This is a genomic window from Sphingomonas sp. SKA58 (assembly GCF_000153545.1).
GTDB lineage: Bacteria > Pseudomonadota > Alphaproteobacteria > Sphingomonadales > Sphingomonadaceae > Sphingobium > Sphingobium soli.
In genome coordinates, this window is the sequence record NZ_CH959307.1 from 683,105 (window position 1) to 698,686 (window position 15,582).

General features: G+C 63.6%; 16 protein-coding genes and 1 tRNA gene. 7 read left to right on the forward strand and 10 right to left on the reverse strand.

The annotated features are described in order from the left end of the window. From rpoN to SKA58_RS12705, 3 genes are all read left to right on the forward strand, one after another. On the forward strand, positions 1 to 1,515 hold the full coding sequence (gene rpoN, locus SKA58_RS12695) for an RNA polymerase factor sigma-54 (RefSeq protein WP_009822848.1): 1,515 nt from the start codon (positions 1 to 3) through the stop codon (positions 1,513 to 1,515). Between the two features lie 97 nt (positions 1,516 to 1,612). Beyond that, positions 1,613 to 3,388 (forward strand): DNA helicase RecQ, encoded by a 1,776-nt coding sequence (gene recQ, locus SKA58_RS12700; protein WP_009822849.1) that lies wholly within the window; start codon positions 1,613 to 1,615, stop codon positions 3,386 to 3,388. 107 nt (positions 3,389 to 3,495) lie between these two features. Further along, positions 3,496 to 3,924 (forward strand): TIGR01244 family sulfur transferase, encoded by a 429-nt coding sequence (locus tag SKA58_RS12705; protein ID WP_009822850.1) that lies wholly within the window; start codon positions 3,496 to 3,498, stop codon positions 3,922 to 3,924. Positions 3,925 to 3,933: 9 nt separating this feature from the next. Here the strand turns inward: SKA58_RS12705 and dmeF are convergent, their stop codons facing one another. Both dmeF and SKA58_RS12715 read right to left on the reverse strand, forming a co-directional pair. Beyond that, positions 3,934 to 4,905 (reverse strand): CDF family Co(II)/Ni(II) efflux transporter DmeF, encoded by a 972-nt coding sequence (dmeF, locus tag SKA58_RS12710; protein ID WP_009822851.1) that lies wholly within the window; start codon positions 4,903 to 4,905, stop codon positions 3,934 to 3,936. After that, the gene (locus SKA58_RS12715) at positions 4,902 to 5,174 is read right to left on the reverse strand and encodes a metal/formaldehyde-sensitive transcriptional repressor (protein WP_009822852.1); all 273 of its coding nucleotides are present in this window, start codon (positions 5,172 to 5,174) and stop codon (positions 4,902 to 4,904) included. The genes dmeF and SKA58_RS12715 overlap by 4 nt, the downstream gene beginning before the upstream one ends. Before the next feature lie 89 nt (positions 5,175 to 5,263). Here SKA58_RS12715 and crtY point away from each other — a divergent pair, with 89 nt between their 5' ends. From crtY to SKA58_RS12735, 4 genes are read left to right on the forward strand one after another with little or no spacing between them, the layout of a single operon-like run. Continuing rightward, positions 5,264 to 6,409 carry a lycopene beta-cyclase CrtY gene (crtY, locus tag SKA58_RS12720; RefSeq protein ID WP_037543557.1) on the forward strand — a complete coding sequence of 382 codons (1,146 nt, stop codon included), beginning with the start codon at positions 5,264 to 5,266 and terminating at the stop codon, positions 6,407 to 6,409. Continuing rightward, a complete protein-coding gene (locus SKA58_RS12725) occupies positions 6,409 to 7,896 on the forward strand; it encodes a phytoene desaturase (RefSeq protein ID WP_009822854.1) in 1,488 nt (495 codons plus the stop codon). Before crtY ends, SKA58_RS12725 begins: the two co-directional genes overlap by 1 nt. After that, a complete protein-coding gene (locus SKA58_RS12730; RefSeq protein WP_009822855.1) occupies positions 7,897 to 8,478 on the forward strand; it encodes a TIGR00730 family Rossman fold protein in 582 nt (193 codons plus the stop codon). A gap of 41 nt (positions 8,479 to 8,519) precedes the next feature. Continuing rightward, the gene (locus SKA58_RS12735; RefSeq protein ID WP_009822856.1) at positions 8,520 to 9,476 is read left to right on the forward strand and encodes a phytoene/squalene synthase family protein; all 957 of its coding nucleotides are present in this window, start codon (positions 8,520 to 8,522) and stop codon (positions 9,474 to 9,476) included. Between the two features lie 170 nt (positions 9,477 to 9,646). Here the strand turns inward: SKA58_RS12735 and SKA58_RS12740 are convergent, their stop codons facing one another. The 8 genes from SKA58_RS12740 to SKA58_RS12775 all read right to left on the reverse strand — a co-directional run bounded on the left by SKA58_RS12740 (position 9,647) and on the right by SKA58_RS12775 (position 15,355). Further along, complete coding sequence (locus tag SKA58_RS12740; protein WP_037543148.1) at positions 9,647 to 10,981, reverse strand: ammonium transporter; 1,335 nt, start codon at positions 10,979 to 10,981, stop codon at positions 9,647 to 9,649. A 13-nt stretch (positions 10,982 to 10,994) separates the two neighbouring features. Beyond that, on the reverse strand, positions 10,995 to 11,333 hold the full coding sequence (locus SKA58_RS12745) for a P-II family nitrogen regulator (RefSeq protein WP_004209785.1): 339 nt from the start codon (positions 11,331 to 11,333) through the stop codon (positions 10,995 to 10,997). 155 nt (positions 11,334 to 11,488) lie between these two features. Then, positions 11,489 to 12,064 (reverse strand): DUF924 family protein, encoded by a 576-nt coding sequence (locus SKA58_RS12750; RefSeq protein ID WP_009822858.1) that lies wholly within the window; start codon positions 12,062 to 12,064, stop codon positions 11,489 to 11,491. A 78-nt stretch (positions 12,065 to 12,142) separates the two neighbouring features. Then, on the reverse strand, positions 12,143 to 13,585 hold the full coding sequence (tldD, locus tag SKA58_RS12755) for a metalloprotease TldD (RefSeq protein ID WP_037543561.1): 1,443 nt from the start codon (positions 13,583 to 13,585) through the stop codon (positions 12,143 to 12,145). A 44-nt stretch (positions 13,586 to 13,629) separates the two neighbouring features. Further along, positions 13,630 to 13,857 carry a zinc-finger domain-containing protein gene (locus SKA58_RS12760; protein ID WP_037543564.1) on the reverse strand — a complete coding sequence of 76 codons (228 nt, stop codon included), beginning with the start codon at positions 13,855 to 13,857 and terminating at the stop codon, positions 13,630 to 13,632. A 46-nt stretch (positions 13,858 to 13,903) separates the two neighbouring features. Next, positions 13,904 to 14,071 carry a hypothetical protein gene (locus SKA58_RS20350; protein ID WP_232209421.1) on the reverse strand — a complete coding sequence of 56 codons (168 nt, stop codon included), beginning with the start codon at positions 14,069 to 14,071 and terminating at the stop codon, positions 13,904 to 13,906. Between the two features lie 156 nt (positions 14,072 to 14,227). Then, positions 14,228 to 14,303, reverse strand: a tRNA-Val gene (locus SKA58_RS12770). Between the two features lie 47 nt (positions 14,304 to 14,350). Beyond that, positions 14,351 to 15,355, reverse strand: a complete 1,005-nt coding sequence (locus SKA58_RS12775) for a winged helix DNA-binding protein (protein WP_009822862.1) — start codon at positions 15,353 to 15,355, stop codon at positions 14,351 to 14,353. Positions 15,356 to 15,582 lie beyond the last annotated feature (227 nt).

Sequence of the window (15,582 nt, forward strand, 5' to 3'; positions counted from 1 at the left end):
ATGGCGCTGGGGCCGCGCCTCGACATTCGCCAGAGCCAGTCTCTGGTCATGACACCGCAATTGCAGCAGGCGATCAAGCTGCTGGCGCTGTCCAATCTGGAACTCGACGCCTTTGTCGCGGGCGAACTGGAAAAGAACCCGCTGCTCGACACCGGCCCAGATGATGCGCCTGTCGCGACCGATGGCATCGACCGGACTGTCGAGGCCCCGACGCTGGCGGCCGAAAGCGGAGCGAGCGACGATCTGATCGCGCAGGGCCTCGGCGCGGCCGACAGCCCGCTCGACGTCGATCATGGCGCGGAAACCTTCATCGACGATGGTCCGGGCGACCGGATCGCGTCGGCGCTGGGCACCGGCGGGGGCATGGAGCCTATCGGCGGCGGCTATGCCGAGGATGCACCCGACTTTGACAGTTTCGCTGCGCCCGACAGCAGCCTTCAGGAACATCTGATGGATCAGGCGCGCGCCGCCCTTGCGGGCATGGACCTGCTGATCGCGTCGCAGTTGATCGGCCAGATCGACGAGGCGGGCTATCTGGAGGCGAACCTGCTGGCGACCGCCCATGGCTTGGGCGTGCCGCTGCATCAGGTCGAACGAGTGCTTGGCGTCATTCACGGCTTTGACCCCACGGGCGTTGGCGCGCGATCGCTCGCCGAATGCCTCGCTCTGCAAGCCAAGGAGGCGGATCGTCACGACCCCTGCATGGCGCGGCTGCTCGCCAATCTGGACCTGCTGGCCAAGGGTGCCCTCCCCCAGCTGCGCCGCATCTGCGGCGTGGATGAAGAGGACATGGCCGACATGATCGCCGAATTGCGCGGCTATGACCCCAAGCCCGGCCTGCGCTTTTCCGCCTCCACCGCCGCCCCGGTAACGCCCGACCTCTTCATTCGCCCCGCCAGCGACGGCTGGGCGATCGAAATCAACAGCGCCACCCTGCCCCGCGTGCTTATCAATCGCAGCTATTATGTCGAACTGTCGACCGGCAAGCAGGACAAGGATAGCAAGGCCTGGCTGGCCGACTGCCTAGCCAGCGCCAACTGGCTGGTGAAGGCGCTCGACCAGCGGCAGAAGACGATCGTCAAGGTGGCGAGCGAGATCCTGCGCCAGCAGGAAGGCTTTTTCCAAAAAGGCGTCGCGCACCTAAAGCCCCTGACGCTCAAGGCCGTGGCCGATGCGATCGGCATGCATGAAAGCACCGTCAGCCGCGTCACATCGAACAAATATCTCTCCTGCCCGCGCGGCCTTTACGAGCTCAAATATTTCTTCACGAGCGGCGTGGCGGCGGCCGGCGGCGACGGCGCGGTGTCGGCCGAAGCGGTCAAGAGCCATATCAAGGCGCTGATTTCGGCCGAAGATCCGCAAGCGATCCTGTCCGACGACACGCTGGTCGATATGCTGCGGGCCAAGGGCATGGATATTGCCCGCCGCACCGTGGCCAAATATCGCGAAGCCATGGGTATTGGGTCGTCCGTGCAGCGCCGCCGGCAAAAAGCGCTGAAGGGCAAGGCAGCCTGACCCGTTCGGTAAGGCGGTGCCCGCGCCGGAAGGGCGGGCATGTTTTGTCATGCGCTCCGCTCTAGCCCTTGCCTCCCCCAGCCGCTAAGGCCGCGCGATGGCGCGCGACATTCCCACGCTTCTCCACGATATCTTTGGCTTCACCGCCTTTCGCGGGGTGCAGGAACAGGTGGTCGGCCGTGTCATGGCGGGCCGCCCGACGCTGGCCATCATGCCGACGGGCGCGGGCAAATCGCTCTGCTACCAGCTTCCCGCCGCCGCGCTCGATGGCTGCTGTATCGTCGTGTCGCCGCTGATCGCCCTGATGCACGACCAGTTGCGCGCCGCCAATGCGGTGGGCCTGCGCGCCGCCAGCCTCACCAGCGTGGACGCCGATTGGCGCGAAACGCAGGACCGGCTGCGCAGTGGCGATCTCGATCTTCTCTACGTCGCGCCCGAACGCGCCAGTCAGGAGTCGTTCCGCAACCTGCTCCGTTCGGCAAAGATCGCGCTTTTCGCCATCGACGAAGCCCATTGCGTGTCCGAATGGGGCCATGATTTCCGCCCCGACTATCGCCTGCTACGCCCGCTGCTCGACGAATTTCCGCAAGTCCCGCGCCTTGCCCTCACTGCGACGGCGGACGCGCATACGCGCGCCGACATTCTGGTCCAGCTTGGTATTCCTGAAGACGGCCTTATCATCTCGGGCTTCGACCGGCCCAATATCCGCTACGCCGTCCACTCGCGCGAGGGGCTGACGCGCCAGCTTGCCGATCTGCTCGCCCAGCATCCCGGCCCCGGCGTCGTCTATGCTCAGACCCGCGCCGCGACCGAAAAGCTTGCCGAGACGCTGGGGCGCGGCGGGCGAGCCGTGCGCGCCTATCATGCCGGCATGGACCCTGCGACCCGCGCCGCCAATCAGGCCGCCTTCATCGCCAGCGAGGATATGGTGATGGTGGCCACTGTGGCCTTTGGCATGGGTATCGACAAGCCCGATGTCCGCTTCGTCGCGCATGCAGGCCTGCCCAAATCGATCGAGGGCTATTATCAGGAATCGGGCCGCGCCGGTCGCGACGGGGAACCGGCGGTCGCACATCTTTTCTGGGGAGCGGAGGATTTCGCCCGCGCGCGCCTGCGCATCGCCGAACTCGAACCCGCGCGTCAGCAGGGGGAGCGCGCCCGCATCGCGGCGCTGGGCGCGCTGGTCGAAACCGCGACCTGCCGCCGTGCCATCCTGCTGCGTCATTTTGGCGAAAGCCCGCCGCCCACCTGCGGCAATTGCGACAATTGCCTCTCGCCCCCGGCCAGCGTCGATGCGACGGAGACGGCGCGCAAATATCTGTCCGCGGTCTACCGCACCGGGCAGAGTTTCGGCGCGGGCCATATCGAAGCGGTGCTGACAGCCGCCGCCAATGACAAGGTGCGCGAACGCGGCCATGACCGCATTTCCGTGCATGGCATCGTCAGTGGAGAAGAAATGGCGTTGCTGCGCCCGGTGCAACGCGCGTTGCTGGTCCGCGACGCGCTGGAAACGACCGAGCATGGCGGGTTGATGCTTGGTCCCAATGCCCGCCCGATCCTGCGCGGCGAAGAAGAGGTGCGCATCCTGATGCCGCCAAAGCGCGAACGGCGCGGCCGCCGCAATGCCCGCAACGGCGCCGACGCCAATCCCGTGGGAGATCCGCTGTTCGACGCCTTGCGCACCTGCCGCCGCGAACTGGCGCAGGACCAGGGCGTGCCGCCTTATGTCATCTTTCATGATTCCACGCTGCGCGAAATGGCCGAACAGCGCCCGGCCAATATCCGCGAACTCAGCCACATCAGCGGTGTCGGCCAGAAGAAGCTTGACGCCTATGGCGACGCCTTTCTGGCGGCAATTCGCCCGTTTCTTTAAACCCAGGCAGCGCAGCCGCACCATCTCCGCCGCGCCCTCTGGTGAAGCAAAGGCCTTGCCAGCGCGGTCATCGAAAGGCATCGCTCTGCCGCAGAAGGAGAAGCCCCATGTTCCGCACGCTCACCGACCGCATCCTCGTGTCCCCGCAGATCAGCGTGGAGCAAGTCGCGGAGGCAAAAGCGCAGGGCGTGACGATGATCGTCAACAATCGGCCCGATGATGAAGAGCCGGGGCAGGTCAACGGCGCGGAGATCGAGGGCGCTGCGCTGAAGGCCGGCATCGACTATGTCGCCGTGCCGGTCGCCCATGGCGGCTTTGCCCCCTGGCAGCTCGATGGCATGGCGCAGGCGCTGGATCAGGCGGGCCAAGGCAAAATCCTCGCTTATTGCCGTTCGGGCACGCGCAGCACGCTGCTCTGGGCACTCACCCGCGCTCGGGCCGGGGATCACCCCGATGTGCTCGCGGCACAGGCAGCGGCAGCGGGCTATGACATCAGCCCGGTGCGACAGATCATGGACGCGCTTAAACCGCAATAACCGGGCGGTTCAGCATTCCACCGTCACATGCTCCATGCGCGGCAGCGCCTTGATCCGCGCCCGCACTGCCGCGCCATCGGCGCCCGGCGCAAGGCTCAGGATCGCGGCATGGGCATGCGGGCCGATCCGCCAGACATGCAGGTCGCGGATCGTCGCCCCCTCGGCTTCCGCCTCCAGCCGCAGCCGCGCCATCAGCGCCGGCTCGGCGGTGTCGAGCAGGATCGCGGCCGTGTCCTGCATCAGACCCCAGGCCCAGCGCGCGATGACCACCGCGCCCAGCAGGCCGACCGCCGGGTCCAGCCACCACCAGCCCATATAGCGTCCGGCCAGCAGCGCCGCGATCGCCAGCACCGACGTCAGCGCATCGGTCAGCACATGGATATAGGCCGCGCGCATATTATTGTCGGCATGGGCATGGCCGTGCGCGTCCCCATCTGCGTGGCTATGGTCATGCCCCAGCAGCAGGGCGCTCACTATGTTGATGACCAGGCCAATGACCGCCACCAGCGTCGCCTCCCCGAATGCCACCTGCACTGGCTCGAAGAAGCGCGTGACGGATTCGACCGCGATCAACAGCGCCGTGACGCCCAGCAACAAAGCGGACGCGAAACCCGACAGGTCGCCGACCTTCCCCGTGCCGAAGGTGAAGCGCGGATTGCGGGCGTGGCGGCGCGCATAGCCATAGGCCGCCGCCGCCACCGCGAGTGCGCCGGCATGGGTCGCCATGTGAAAGCCATCGGCCAGCAAAGCCATTGACCCGGTCAACCAGCCGAACGCGATCTCCACCACCATCGTCGCGGCGGTCAACCACACGACCCAGATGGTGCGGCGCGCATTGCGGTCATGCCCGGCGCTCAGGTAGATATGGTCGAAATAATGGCGTTCTTCCGCCTCCCCCGGCGTGGCGGTTGGCGGCGGTGGCGGCATGCAGTGATCGCGACCATGCTCATGGGCGTGATGATGAGCGTCGTGCATCGTCATTTCCCATAGCGGCGGATCAACGCCAGCATTTCCTCGGCAGCCGCGGCCCGCGCAACGTCGCTTAGCCCCGGTCGCGCGACATGCGCGCGCATATGCTGCTCGATCAGTTCTTCCATCAGGCTGCCGACAGCGCCGCGCACCGACGCGACCAGCTGCAACGTCTGCGAACAATCGGCGTCGCCAGCCAACTGCCGCTCAACAGCGGCGATCTGGCCCGCGATTCGTCGCGTGCGCGCGAGCAGCTTTTCTCTATCCTCGACAATATGCATAATATACCCCCCTACACTATAATGACTTTTCTGCCAAGGGAGCGGAAGGGATGCTATCGCCCGCGTCCTCCAATCCCTATCAGGGGTTCATGAATTCCATCGACTGTGACCTTGTGATCGTCGGCGGCGGCCTCGCCGGCGGACTTGCCGCGCTTGCGCTCGCCGCCTTGCGTCCGGAATTGCGCCTGCTCCTGATCGAACATGGCACAGAGCCGGGCGGCAACCACATCTGGTCCTTTTTCGACGGCGACGTCGCCCCGCAGGATCGCTGGCTGGTGGACCCCATGATCGCGCATCGCTGGACACAGGGTCATGCCGTCATTTTTCCCGGATTTCAGCGCGACCTGGCCACCCCGTATAACAGCATTACTTCCGTCACTTTCGCTGTCCATGTGCGCAAGACGCTGGGCGATCGCCTCCTCATCGGCGCGGACGTGCGAACACTCGCGCCCGATCGTGTCACGCTGGCCGATGGGCGCATCATTCACGCGCAGGCGGTCCTCGACGCGCGGGGACCGGGCGACCTTTCGGCTCTGCGCTGCGGCTGGCAAAAATTCGTCGGTCACGCGCTGCGCTGCGCTGCGCCCCACGGCGTCGAGCGCCCGGTCATCATGGACGCCAGCGTCGATCAGCATGACGGCTATCGCTTCGTCTACCTGCTCCCCTGGGACGACCACAACATTTTCGTCGAGGACACCTATTATAGCGACAAGCCCGACCTCGACGGCGTGGTGCTGGACGAGCGGATCGCCGCCTATGCCGCAGCGAAGGGCTGGGACGCGCAGAGCGTCCACCGGGAAGAAGGCGTGCTGCCTGTCGTCCATGGCGGCGACTTTGATCGCTATTGGCCGGTATCCGATCCCGTCGCCCGTGCAGGCGTGCGCGCCGGCCTCTTCCAGCCGATGACCGGCTATTCATTGCCCGACGCCGTCCGCTTCGCGCTCTGGCTGGCCCGTCAGCCGCTGGACGGCCTGCCTGCCGCCACTCGCGCCTTTGCACGGGCGCATTGGCGACAGGGCGGCTATTATCGCATGCTGGGCAAGATGCTGTTCGGCGCGGCCCGACCCGACGAGCGCTGGCGAATATTCTCCCGTTTCTATGGCCTCCACCCCGCGCTCATCCAGCGATTCTACGCTGGCCAATCGACCATGGCTGACCGTTTGCGCATCTTGTGCGGCAAGCCACCCATCCCCATAAGGAGCGCCATGCGCACCTTGCTGAACCCGCCCGCCTGATGTCCAGAACCGCTATCGTCATCGGTGCGGGCTTTGGCGGCCTCGCCCTTGCCATTCGCCTCCAGTCGGCCGGCGTCCAGACCACCTTGGTGGAAGCGCGCGATCGCCCGGGCGGCCGGGCCTATATGTGGGAAAAGGACGGCTTTACGTTCGATGCGGGGCCGACCGTCATCACCGATCCTGACTGCCTCGCTGAACTGTGGCGGCTGTCAGGGCATGACATGGCGCAGGATGTCACCCTGATGCCCGTGTCGCCCTTCTACCGGCTCAACTGGCGCGACGGCACGAATTTCGACTATTCCAATGACGAGCCAGCGCTCCGGGCCGAGATCGCAAAGCTCGATCCCGGCGATGTCGCGGGCTATGAGCGTTTCTGCGATTATGCCGCCGGCGTTTACGAAGAAGGCTATCGCAAGCTCGGCCATGTCGCCTTCCTCGATTTCGCATCGATGGTGAAAGCGGCCCCGGCGCTGGCCAAGTATCAGGCATGGCGATCGGTCTACTCGATCGTCGCGTCCTATGTGAAGAACGAAAAGCTGCGCGAGGCGCTGTCCTTTCATACCCTGCTGGTCGGCGGCAATCCGATGAAGACCAGTTCGATCTATGCCCTTATCCACAAGCTGGAGAAGGATGGCGGAGTCTGGTTCGCTCAGGGCGGCACCAACCGGCTTGTGCAGGGCATGGCCACCCATTTCGAACGACTGGGCGGCACGCTGCGGCTGGGCGATCCAGTCACGCGGATCGAAACCTATGGCGACAAGGCAACGGCGGTGCACACCGCTTCGGGCTGGCGCGGCGAGGCCGATGCGGTCGCTTCCAACGCCGACCTGATGCACAGCTATCGAGACCTGCTCGCCCACCATCCACGCGGACAAAAGCAGGGCGAGAAACTGGCGGCCAAACGCTGGTCGCCCAGCCTGTTCGTGCTGCATTTCGGGATCAAGGGCAGCTGGCCGGGCATCCCGCATCATATGATCCTGTTCGGCCCGCGCTATGAAGGGTTGCTGACCGATATTTACGATCATGGCGTGCTGCCGCAGGATTTCTCGCTCTACCTGCACCACCCGACCGTCACCGATCCGTCGATGGCGCCCGATGGTCATTCGACTTTTTACGCGCTCGCCCCGGTGCCCCATATGGGCAAGCTGCCGATCGACTGGGACCAGTTCGGCGCGACCTATGCCGAGCGCATATTGGATGAGATCCAGCATCGGCTGATCCCCGACATCCGATCGCGCATCGTCACCCAGTTCCACTATACGCCGCGTGACTTCGGCCGGGATCTTGCCGCCCATATGGGCAGTGCCTTCAGCCTGGAACCGCTGCTCACCCAAAGCGCCTTTTTCCGCGCGCATAATCGCGACGATGTCATTCCCAATCTCTATCTGGTAGGGGCCGGCACCCATCCCGGCGCGGGCATTCCCGGCGTGGTGGGCAGCGCCAAGGCGACCGCCGCGCTGATGCTGGACGATTTGAGCAGGACTTAGATGAAAAGACTGGCAGTCTATTGCGGATCGGCGACGCCAGCCGACCTTACCTATATCGATGCGGCGCGTCACGTCGGCCGCACGCTCGCCGAGCGGGGCATCGGCGTCGTCTACGGCGGCGGGCGGCTTGGCCTGATGGGCGCGGTCGCGGACGCCGCGCTGGAAGCGGGCGGCGAAGTCGTCGGCGTCATTCCCGAAGCGCTGGTCGGCGCGGAAGTCGCGCATCGCGGTTGCACGCAACTCCATGTCGTCCAGACCATGCACCAGCGTAAGCAGCTGTTTACCGACCTTTCCGATGGGTTCGTGACACTGCCGGGCGGCGTCGGCACGATGGACGAATTATGGGAAGCGATCAGCTGGGCGCAGCTGGGTTATCATAACAAGCCCGTAGGCCTGCTCAACGTAGCGGGCTTTTACGATCAGCTGATCGGTTTTAACCGCCAGATGGTGGAAAGCGGCTTCATCCGGCCGCAACATGCCGGCATTCTGGTGCATGAAGACAGCATCGAAGCCTTGGTCGATGCGATGGCGGCCTATCAGCCGCATGAAACGATCTTCGCGATGAAGGCCGCGCGGCTGTAACCCCTCGACGCCGGCGGCGCACGCGGGCATGGATGGGGACTATGACCGATCCCATCGCCCCTGATCGCGCGAGGCTCGTCGCCCATGCCCGCGACAGCATCGCGCGCGGCTCCAAAAGCTTCGCCATGGCATCCAAGCTGTTCGACCGGCAAACCCGCGAACGCGCCTGGCTGCTCTACGCCTGGTGCCGCACTTGCGACGATATCGCCGACGGGCAGGACCATGGCGGGGCAATGAGCGTCGTGGCCGACGCGCAGGCACGCCTTTCGGATATGCGGGTGATGACCGACCGGGCGCTGCGGGGCGAACCCACCGGCGATCCGGCTTTTGACGGCTTTGGCCTGGTCATGCGGGAATGCCGTATTCCGCACCGCTACGCCCATGATCTGATCGAGGGCTTCGCGCTTGATGCCCGCGATTGGCGGCCCCGCAGTCAGGATGACATGCTGCGCTATTGCTATCATGTCGCCGGCGCGGTCGGATGCATGATGGCGGTGCTGATGGGGGTCGACCCGCATGACGATGCGACGCTGGATCGCGCCTGCGACCTTGGTCTTGCCTTTCAACTGGCCAATATCGCCCGCGATATCGGGGAAGATGAGGCGGCGGACCGATGCTACCTGCCCGTCGAATGGCTGGTGGAAATGGACATTCCGCCTGGCGAGCATATGAAGCCATGGGTTCGCCCACGCCTTGCCATCCTCGGCCGCCGGCTGACGGATATGGCCGCAGCCTATGAAGATAGCGCGCGGCACGGCACTGGCATGCTGCCACCGCGTGCCGCCTGGGCCGTTCTGGCCGCCGCCGGTATCTATGGCGATATTGCCCGCACCGTTGCGCGGCGCGGACCAATGGCATGGGATCACCGCGTGGTGACGCGCAAGAGCGACAAGCTGATGTGGGTCGCGCGCGCTGGGATTCAGGTCGTCGGGCGCGCACGGCGTTGGCCCGCCGATGCGGAAAGGCCTTCGACGCTCTGGCATCGTCCCGCCAGCTAATCCAGCAAAGGCGCTGGAAGGACGGCCGACACTTTCGTACCTGCCCCCGTCTCCAAAAAAATAGGCCGGCACTTTCGTACCGGCCCAAGGCATGTTCGCAGGAGGAACATCGGAAGGCGGGGCGGCGGTTGCTGTCGAACAGGGTGACCGCCCGGCCAATTCAGTGAAAATTACGGGTTGTAGGCACGCTCGCCATGTTCGCCGAGGTCCAGGCCTTCATATTCGACCTCCTGGCTGACCCGCAGGCCGGTGACAGCTTTGGCGACGAAGATTGCGATGACGGTGCCGATCGAAGCCCATATGGCGGTCGCAAGAACCGCTTCGATCTGGATCACCAGTTGTGCGCCAATGCCGACCGAACCGTCGCCGGGGCCGCCAAGGCTCGGCGCATAGACGATGCCGGTACCGATTGCGCCGATGATGCCGCCGACGCCATGGATGCCAAAGGCGTCGAGGCTGTCATCATAGCCAAGCTTCGGCTTGAGAACCGTGACAGCATAGAAGCAGATGATCGAAGCTACAGCGCCCAGCACGATCGCGCCGAACGGTCCGGCATTGCCCGCTGCCGGCGTGACGGCGACGAGGCCTGCGATGATGCCCGAACAGAAGCCCAGCGCCGAACCCTTGTGGCCGTTGAGGCGCTCCGCCAGCATCCAGAACAGACCGGCTGATGCGGTGGCGACGAAGGTGTTGATCATAGCCAGTGCGGCCGAGCCATTGGCTTCAAGGGCCGAACCCGCATTGAAGCCGAACCAGCCGACCCACAGCAAGCCAGTGCCGACGCCCGTCAACGTCATGCTGTGCGGCGGCATGGGCTCCTTGGGGAAGCCGATGCGCTTGCCAAGGATGAGGCAGGCCACCAGTGCGGAAACGCCCGCATTGATGTGGACCACGGTGCCGCCCGCGAAGTCGAGCGCGCCAAGGCCAAAGAAATAGCCGTTGCCAGCCCACACCATGTGCGCGACCGGGAAATAAACGATCGTGAGCCATATGAGGGCGAAGACCATCACGGCGGAGAACTTCATGCGTTCCACCACCGAACCCAGCACCAGCGCGACGGTGATGGCCGCAAAGGTCATCTGGAAGCAGATGAAGACATATTCCGGGATGACGACTCCGTCGGTGAAGGTCGCCGCCGTGCTGTCAGGCGTGACGCCGGCCAGAAACAGTTTGCCAAAGCCGGAAATGACCGCGTTGCCGCCGTCGCCAAAGGCCATGGTGTAACCATAGATCACCCAAATCAGCATGGCGAAGGCAGCGACGGCGCCAATCTGCGTCATGACCGACAGCATGTTCTTGGTGCGGACCAGGCCGCCATAGAACAAGGCGAGGCCCGGCAGAATCATCGCGAGGACGAGAACGGTCGATACCATCATCCACGCGGTATCTCCCTTGTCCGGCGTCGGCGCGGCGGCGGCCGCGTCCTGCGCCCAGGCGGGCAGAGCGGCGAACAGCGACAGGGCACCAGCCCCCGCCACGCCGCAGAATTTCTTGGAAAAGCTCATCATTTCCCCCTTCTTACAGCGCGGTTTCGCCGGTCTCACCTGTGCGGATACGCACGGCTTGTCCCACATCGAGAACGAAGATCTTGCCATCGCCAATCGCTCCCGAATTGGCGGCGGCCTGGGTCGCTTCGACCACGCGTGGCGCCAGGTCGTCGTCGCAGACGACCTCAATCTTGATCTTCGGGACCATGTTGGTGGAATATTCGGCGCCGCGATAGATTTCAGTCTGCCCCTTCTGGCGACCGAAGCCCTTCACTTCGCTGACCGTCATGCCGGCGATGCCGAGCGAGGACAACGCCTCGCGGACATCGTCCAGCTTGAACGGCTTGATAATAGCCATGACAAGTTTCATGTCGCCCCCTGTGAATGGTGTGCGGGGACATATCAGCAAGGGCCGTGCCAAAAAGATAAAGACGCGTTAATGCGGGCTTTGCGGCTGGATATGCGAAAAGCTCCGCTGCAAAATTAAGCAGCAGCAGGATGTTGCCTAAAATTTGTGCACGGAGCTCACCAATCCGCGCCGTCGGCAATCACATCTTCTTCCTCGAATCTGGTCATGCGGCCAAGCACGGCATTACGGTGCGGAAACCGACCGAATTGCTGGATCATCTCATGATGTTTGCGGGCGAATTCGAGCCATTTGGCGTCGCCCGCTCCCTCGAACAGGGTGAGGGACAGGTCTTGATCGGCCCTGTCCTCGCTATGCATGAATGGCATATAGAAGAAACACCGCCCTGCGCCGCCGATCTGTACATCATATCCATGCGCGATCGCGCCACGCGCTATATCCCGCGCCAAAGCGTCCGTAGCAAAGGCATCAGCGGTGCCGCGAAACATGTTACGGGGCAATTGATCGAACAGGATAACCGCGGCCAGCGCGTCATCGGCTCGATCCTGGAAATCCGCAGCGGCCTGGCTTTTCTTTTCACGCCACAGATGGGCGAATTTTTGGGCGCATACATGGTCCAATTGTGGATCATGGCTCCACCACCCTTTTTCGCCTACCTCATTGAACCAGAAATCAAGCAACGCGGCCGCCCAATCGGCGGTCACGGCATCATGGCTGTCGGTCAGCATGTTCATGCATGACTAATGTCGCACCGGCCGCAACGGTTCCCGCCGTTTACGGAGCAGTTGGCTCGGTTGGCCGCAGGTAACGGCCTAGGCGGCCGTGCCGCCGACCGTCAGCCCCTCCATCAACAGCGTAGGTTGGCCCACGCCGGCCGGAACGCTTTGGCCACCCTTGCCGCACATGCCGATGCCCTCATCCAGCGCCCAGTCATTGCCGATCCCGATAACCTTGGTCAGCGCGGTAGGGCCGTCGCCGATCAGCGTCGCACCCTTTATGGGATCACCCAATTTGCCATTTTCAACTTTATAGGCCTCAGTGCATGAAAAGACGAACTTGCCCGACACGATATCCACCTGACCGCCGCCAAAGCTCTTCGCGAAAATCCCGTTCTTCATACGGCTGAGCAACTCCTCCGGATCATCCTGCCCGCCCTTGATAAAGGTGTTGGTCATCCGCGGCATCGGAGCATGCGCATAGCTTTCGCGGCGGCCATTGCCCGTGGGCGCAACCCCCATCAGCCGGGCATTCAGCCGGTCCTGCATATAGCCGCGCAGAACCCCGTCCTCGATGAGGATATTTTCCTGCGTTGGCGTGCCCTCATCATCAATCGACAGGGACCCGCGCCGATCCATGATGCTGCCATCGTCAACGACAGTGACGCCCGGTGCCGCGACGCGTTGACCAATGCGTCCGGAAAAAGCGCTGGTGCCCTTGCGGTTGAAATCGCCCTCAAGGCCGTGCCCAATCGCCTCGTGGACCAGAACGCCGGGCCAACCGGGTCCTAACAGCACGGTCATCTCGCCCGCAGGCGCTGCGACAGAGCGCATATTGACGCGCGCCTGCGCCAGCGCCTCATCGATCGCGCGGTTCCACACCGCCTTGTCCATCACCTGATCATAAAGATAGCGGCCGCCAATGCCAAAAACACCCGTTTCGCGCCGGCCGTCCTCCTCCAATATGATGGAGACGTTGAGACGCACCAGAGGGCGAATATCGGTCGCGGTAAAGCCATCGGCGCGCACGATCTCCACCACCGACCAGCTGCCTGCCAGACTGACCGACACCTGCGCGACGCGCGGGTCGCGCGCGCGGGCGGCAGCGTCTATCTCTGCGCAGAGCGAGACCTTTTCCGCAAACGGAACGATTTCTAGCGGATTGGCGTCGGTATAAAGATGGCGATTGGTACGCTGGGGCGGCGGCGCAGGCTGATCCTTGGCGGGATCAAGCAGGGTAAGCGTTTGCGCCGCCTTGGCGATGGCCGCCTCGCTGAGATCATTGGCATGCGCAAAGCCGGTCATTTCGCCCGAGACACCGCGCAGACCAAAGCCGGCATCAGTAGAATAGTCGGCGGTCTTCAGCCGGCCATCGTCAAACCCGAAACTCTCGCTTGCGCGATATTGCAGATATAATTCACCGTCGTCGCAACGACCTAGCGCCTGGGCCGTCAGCCGGCGCGCGCCATCGGGATCGAGCAGACCCGGACGATAAAGAAGGCCACGGGCATCGGTGAAGAGGGAAGCGGTATCGGTCATGCGCCCGATATAGGCGCGCCCTGCCTGCAACCCAACAGAAAAGCTTACAGGCTGGCGCCCGAAGCGATATCCGGCTTGGTGACGACATCGGGGGTATCCGCAACGCCGCCGATCAGCACGAAGCGACGGTCGCAATAGCCGCAATCGACATAACCGTGCTCGTCGATTTCCAGAAACACCCGCGGATGGCCGAGTGCTGCGGGAATATCGCCCGATCCGTCGCAGGAGACGCGGGGCTTTGAGACTCGAATGATTTCAGGCGGCTGGATCATGACATATGGAATTAGCAGCGGCCGCATTATATCGCAATATGCCCGATCACATCGGGCGCGTCAGTTCGCGAGCGCACACATCGTTCCAATCCTGCGCGGTCGATGCCGACCTTAGCCGCCACGCCGCGCAATCCTGCGTCGCAATGACCGCCAGGGGCGAACAAATCAGCAGCGCGGGAAGGATAGCTTCGGCAAAAGCAGCGATAGTCGGCATATCGAATATGTGGCCAATCGCGGCTTGCCACAGGCTGAACGTTGCGAAGGCGAGATGACATTGCAGCCCGATTGTCCCATCGAGCGCGCATGGCTGGGGATTTACATCAAGGCGAATAGGGAGATTCAGCGACGGCGCGACTATCGCCAATATAGATGGTGGGCGATGACGGGCTCGAACCGCCGACATTCTCGGTGTAAACGAGACGCTCTACCAACTGAGCTAATCGCCCCCGTGGGGAAGGCGCCTATTGCGGCGAAATAGGCCGGCGGTCAAGCCTCAGCCGCACAGCAATCTGCGGCTAGCGCCGAACCAGCGCACCATCGCATCGGCCGTGTCGTTCGCCAGCGAAATAAAAACGCGCCGGCCGTCCTGCGGGTCGGCATGTCGCTGCACCATGCCCTTGTCGGTTAGCGTTCGGATCCAGCGCAACGCCGTCGTGGGCGGTACGGCGGCGGCGATGCACAGGCTCGATACGGACACGCGTTCCTGTTCCAAACGTGCGGCGAGCAAATCCAGCAGCATGTCCCAGGCTGGATCAGCGAACAGGTCGCCAGGCAGAAAATCCGCCCGGATACGCCGTGCGCGCAGCATGTCGCGTATCTGCTCTGCGCTCACCGATCCCCCTTGGACCGGACGCGCCGGGGGAGAGAAAGGCGGGATCACGGGCATGCCAATATAGTCACTGGGACGGTCGGATATCCGTGGCCCAAGATCGAAGCTTGGCGTGGCGGAAGCCTTCCCCCGTTGCGTCAAGGCGTCGATCGTGCGCGCAAGGCGGCCTACTTCTTCGCTCAACTGCTGCAATCGCAAGGCTTCCCGGTCGACTTCATGCACGCTGCCGCTGAACGGACGATGCTCACCGGCCGCGACCAGCGCCGCCGCCAATTCCACCGGGTCGGGATCGCACAAGAGCTGGGTGTGTGCGCTGCGAATGCATGCAAAGGCAAGGTCGACCGTATCCCATCCAGCCACCAGCACAACAGCCATGCCAGTCTGGATTGCCTGTGTTTCCACCTGGACAAGCAATCGCTCCAGCGTTGCGGTCATGATCGGGCAAAACAGCAGGAGCGTGTCGCAGTGCGTCTGCTCATCCAGCCTGGCCGACGCTTCGGCCAAGCCGGTTACGCCTAACAACCGCAGCTTGGCGGCATCCGCAATCGGCGCCACTTCTTCCATATCGGCCCAGTCGGCGATAACGAGCAGACTTTGCCGATCATCGCGCTGCGCGATTGGCAGGTCGGCCTCCCGAAAGGGCACATCGTTCAAAAAACTGTCCGTCATGATTCTGCACCTGTTCTAGCTTCGTTCCAGAGAATAAAGCAAGAACGGATCGATTCACCGGGACTTCTGGCCGATCCGGACATTCAATGGACAAATCACTGCGACACCACCTCTCACCGGGGTTCATCGTATCCGGTTTCGATCCTTCAAAACAATGTGCTGGCGCGGTTGGCGGCGGGCGGCGCGATCGGTCGCTATCGGACCAGCTTCCTCCATTTTCGACTTAT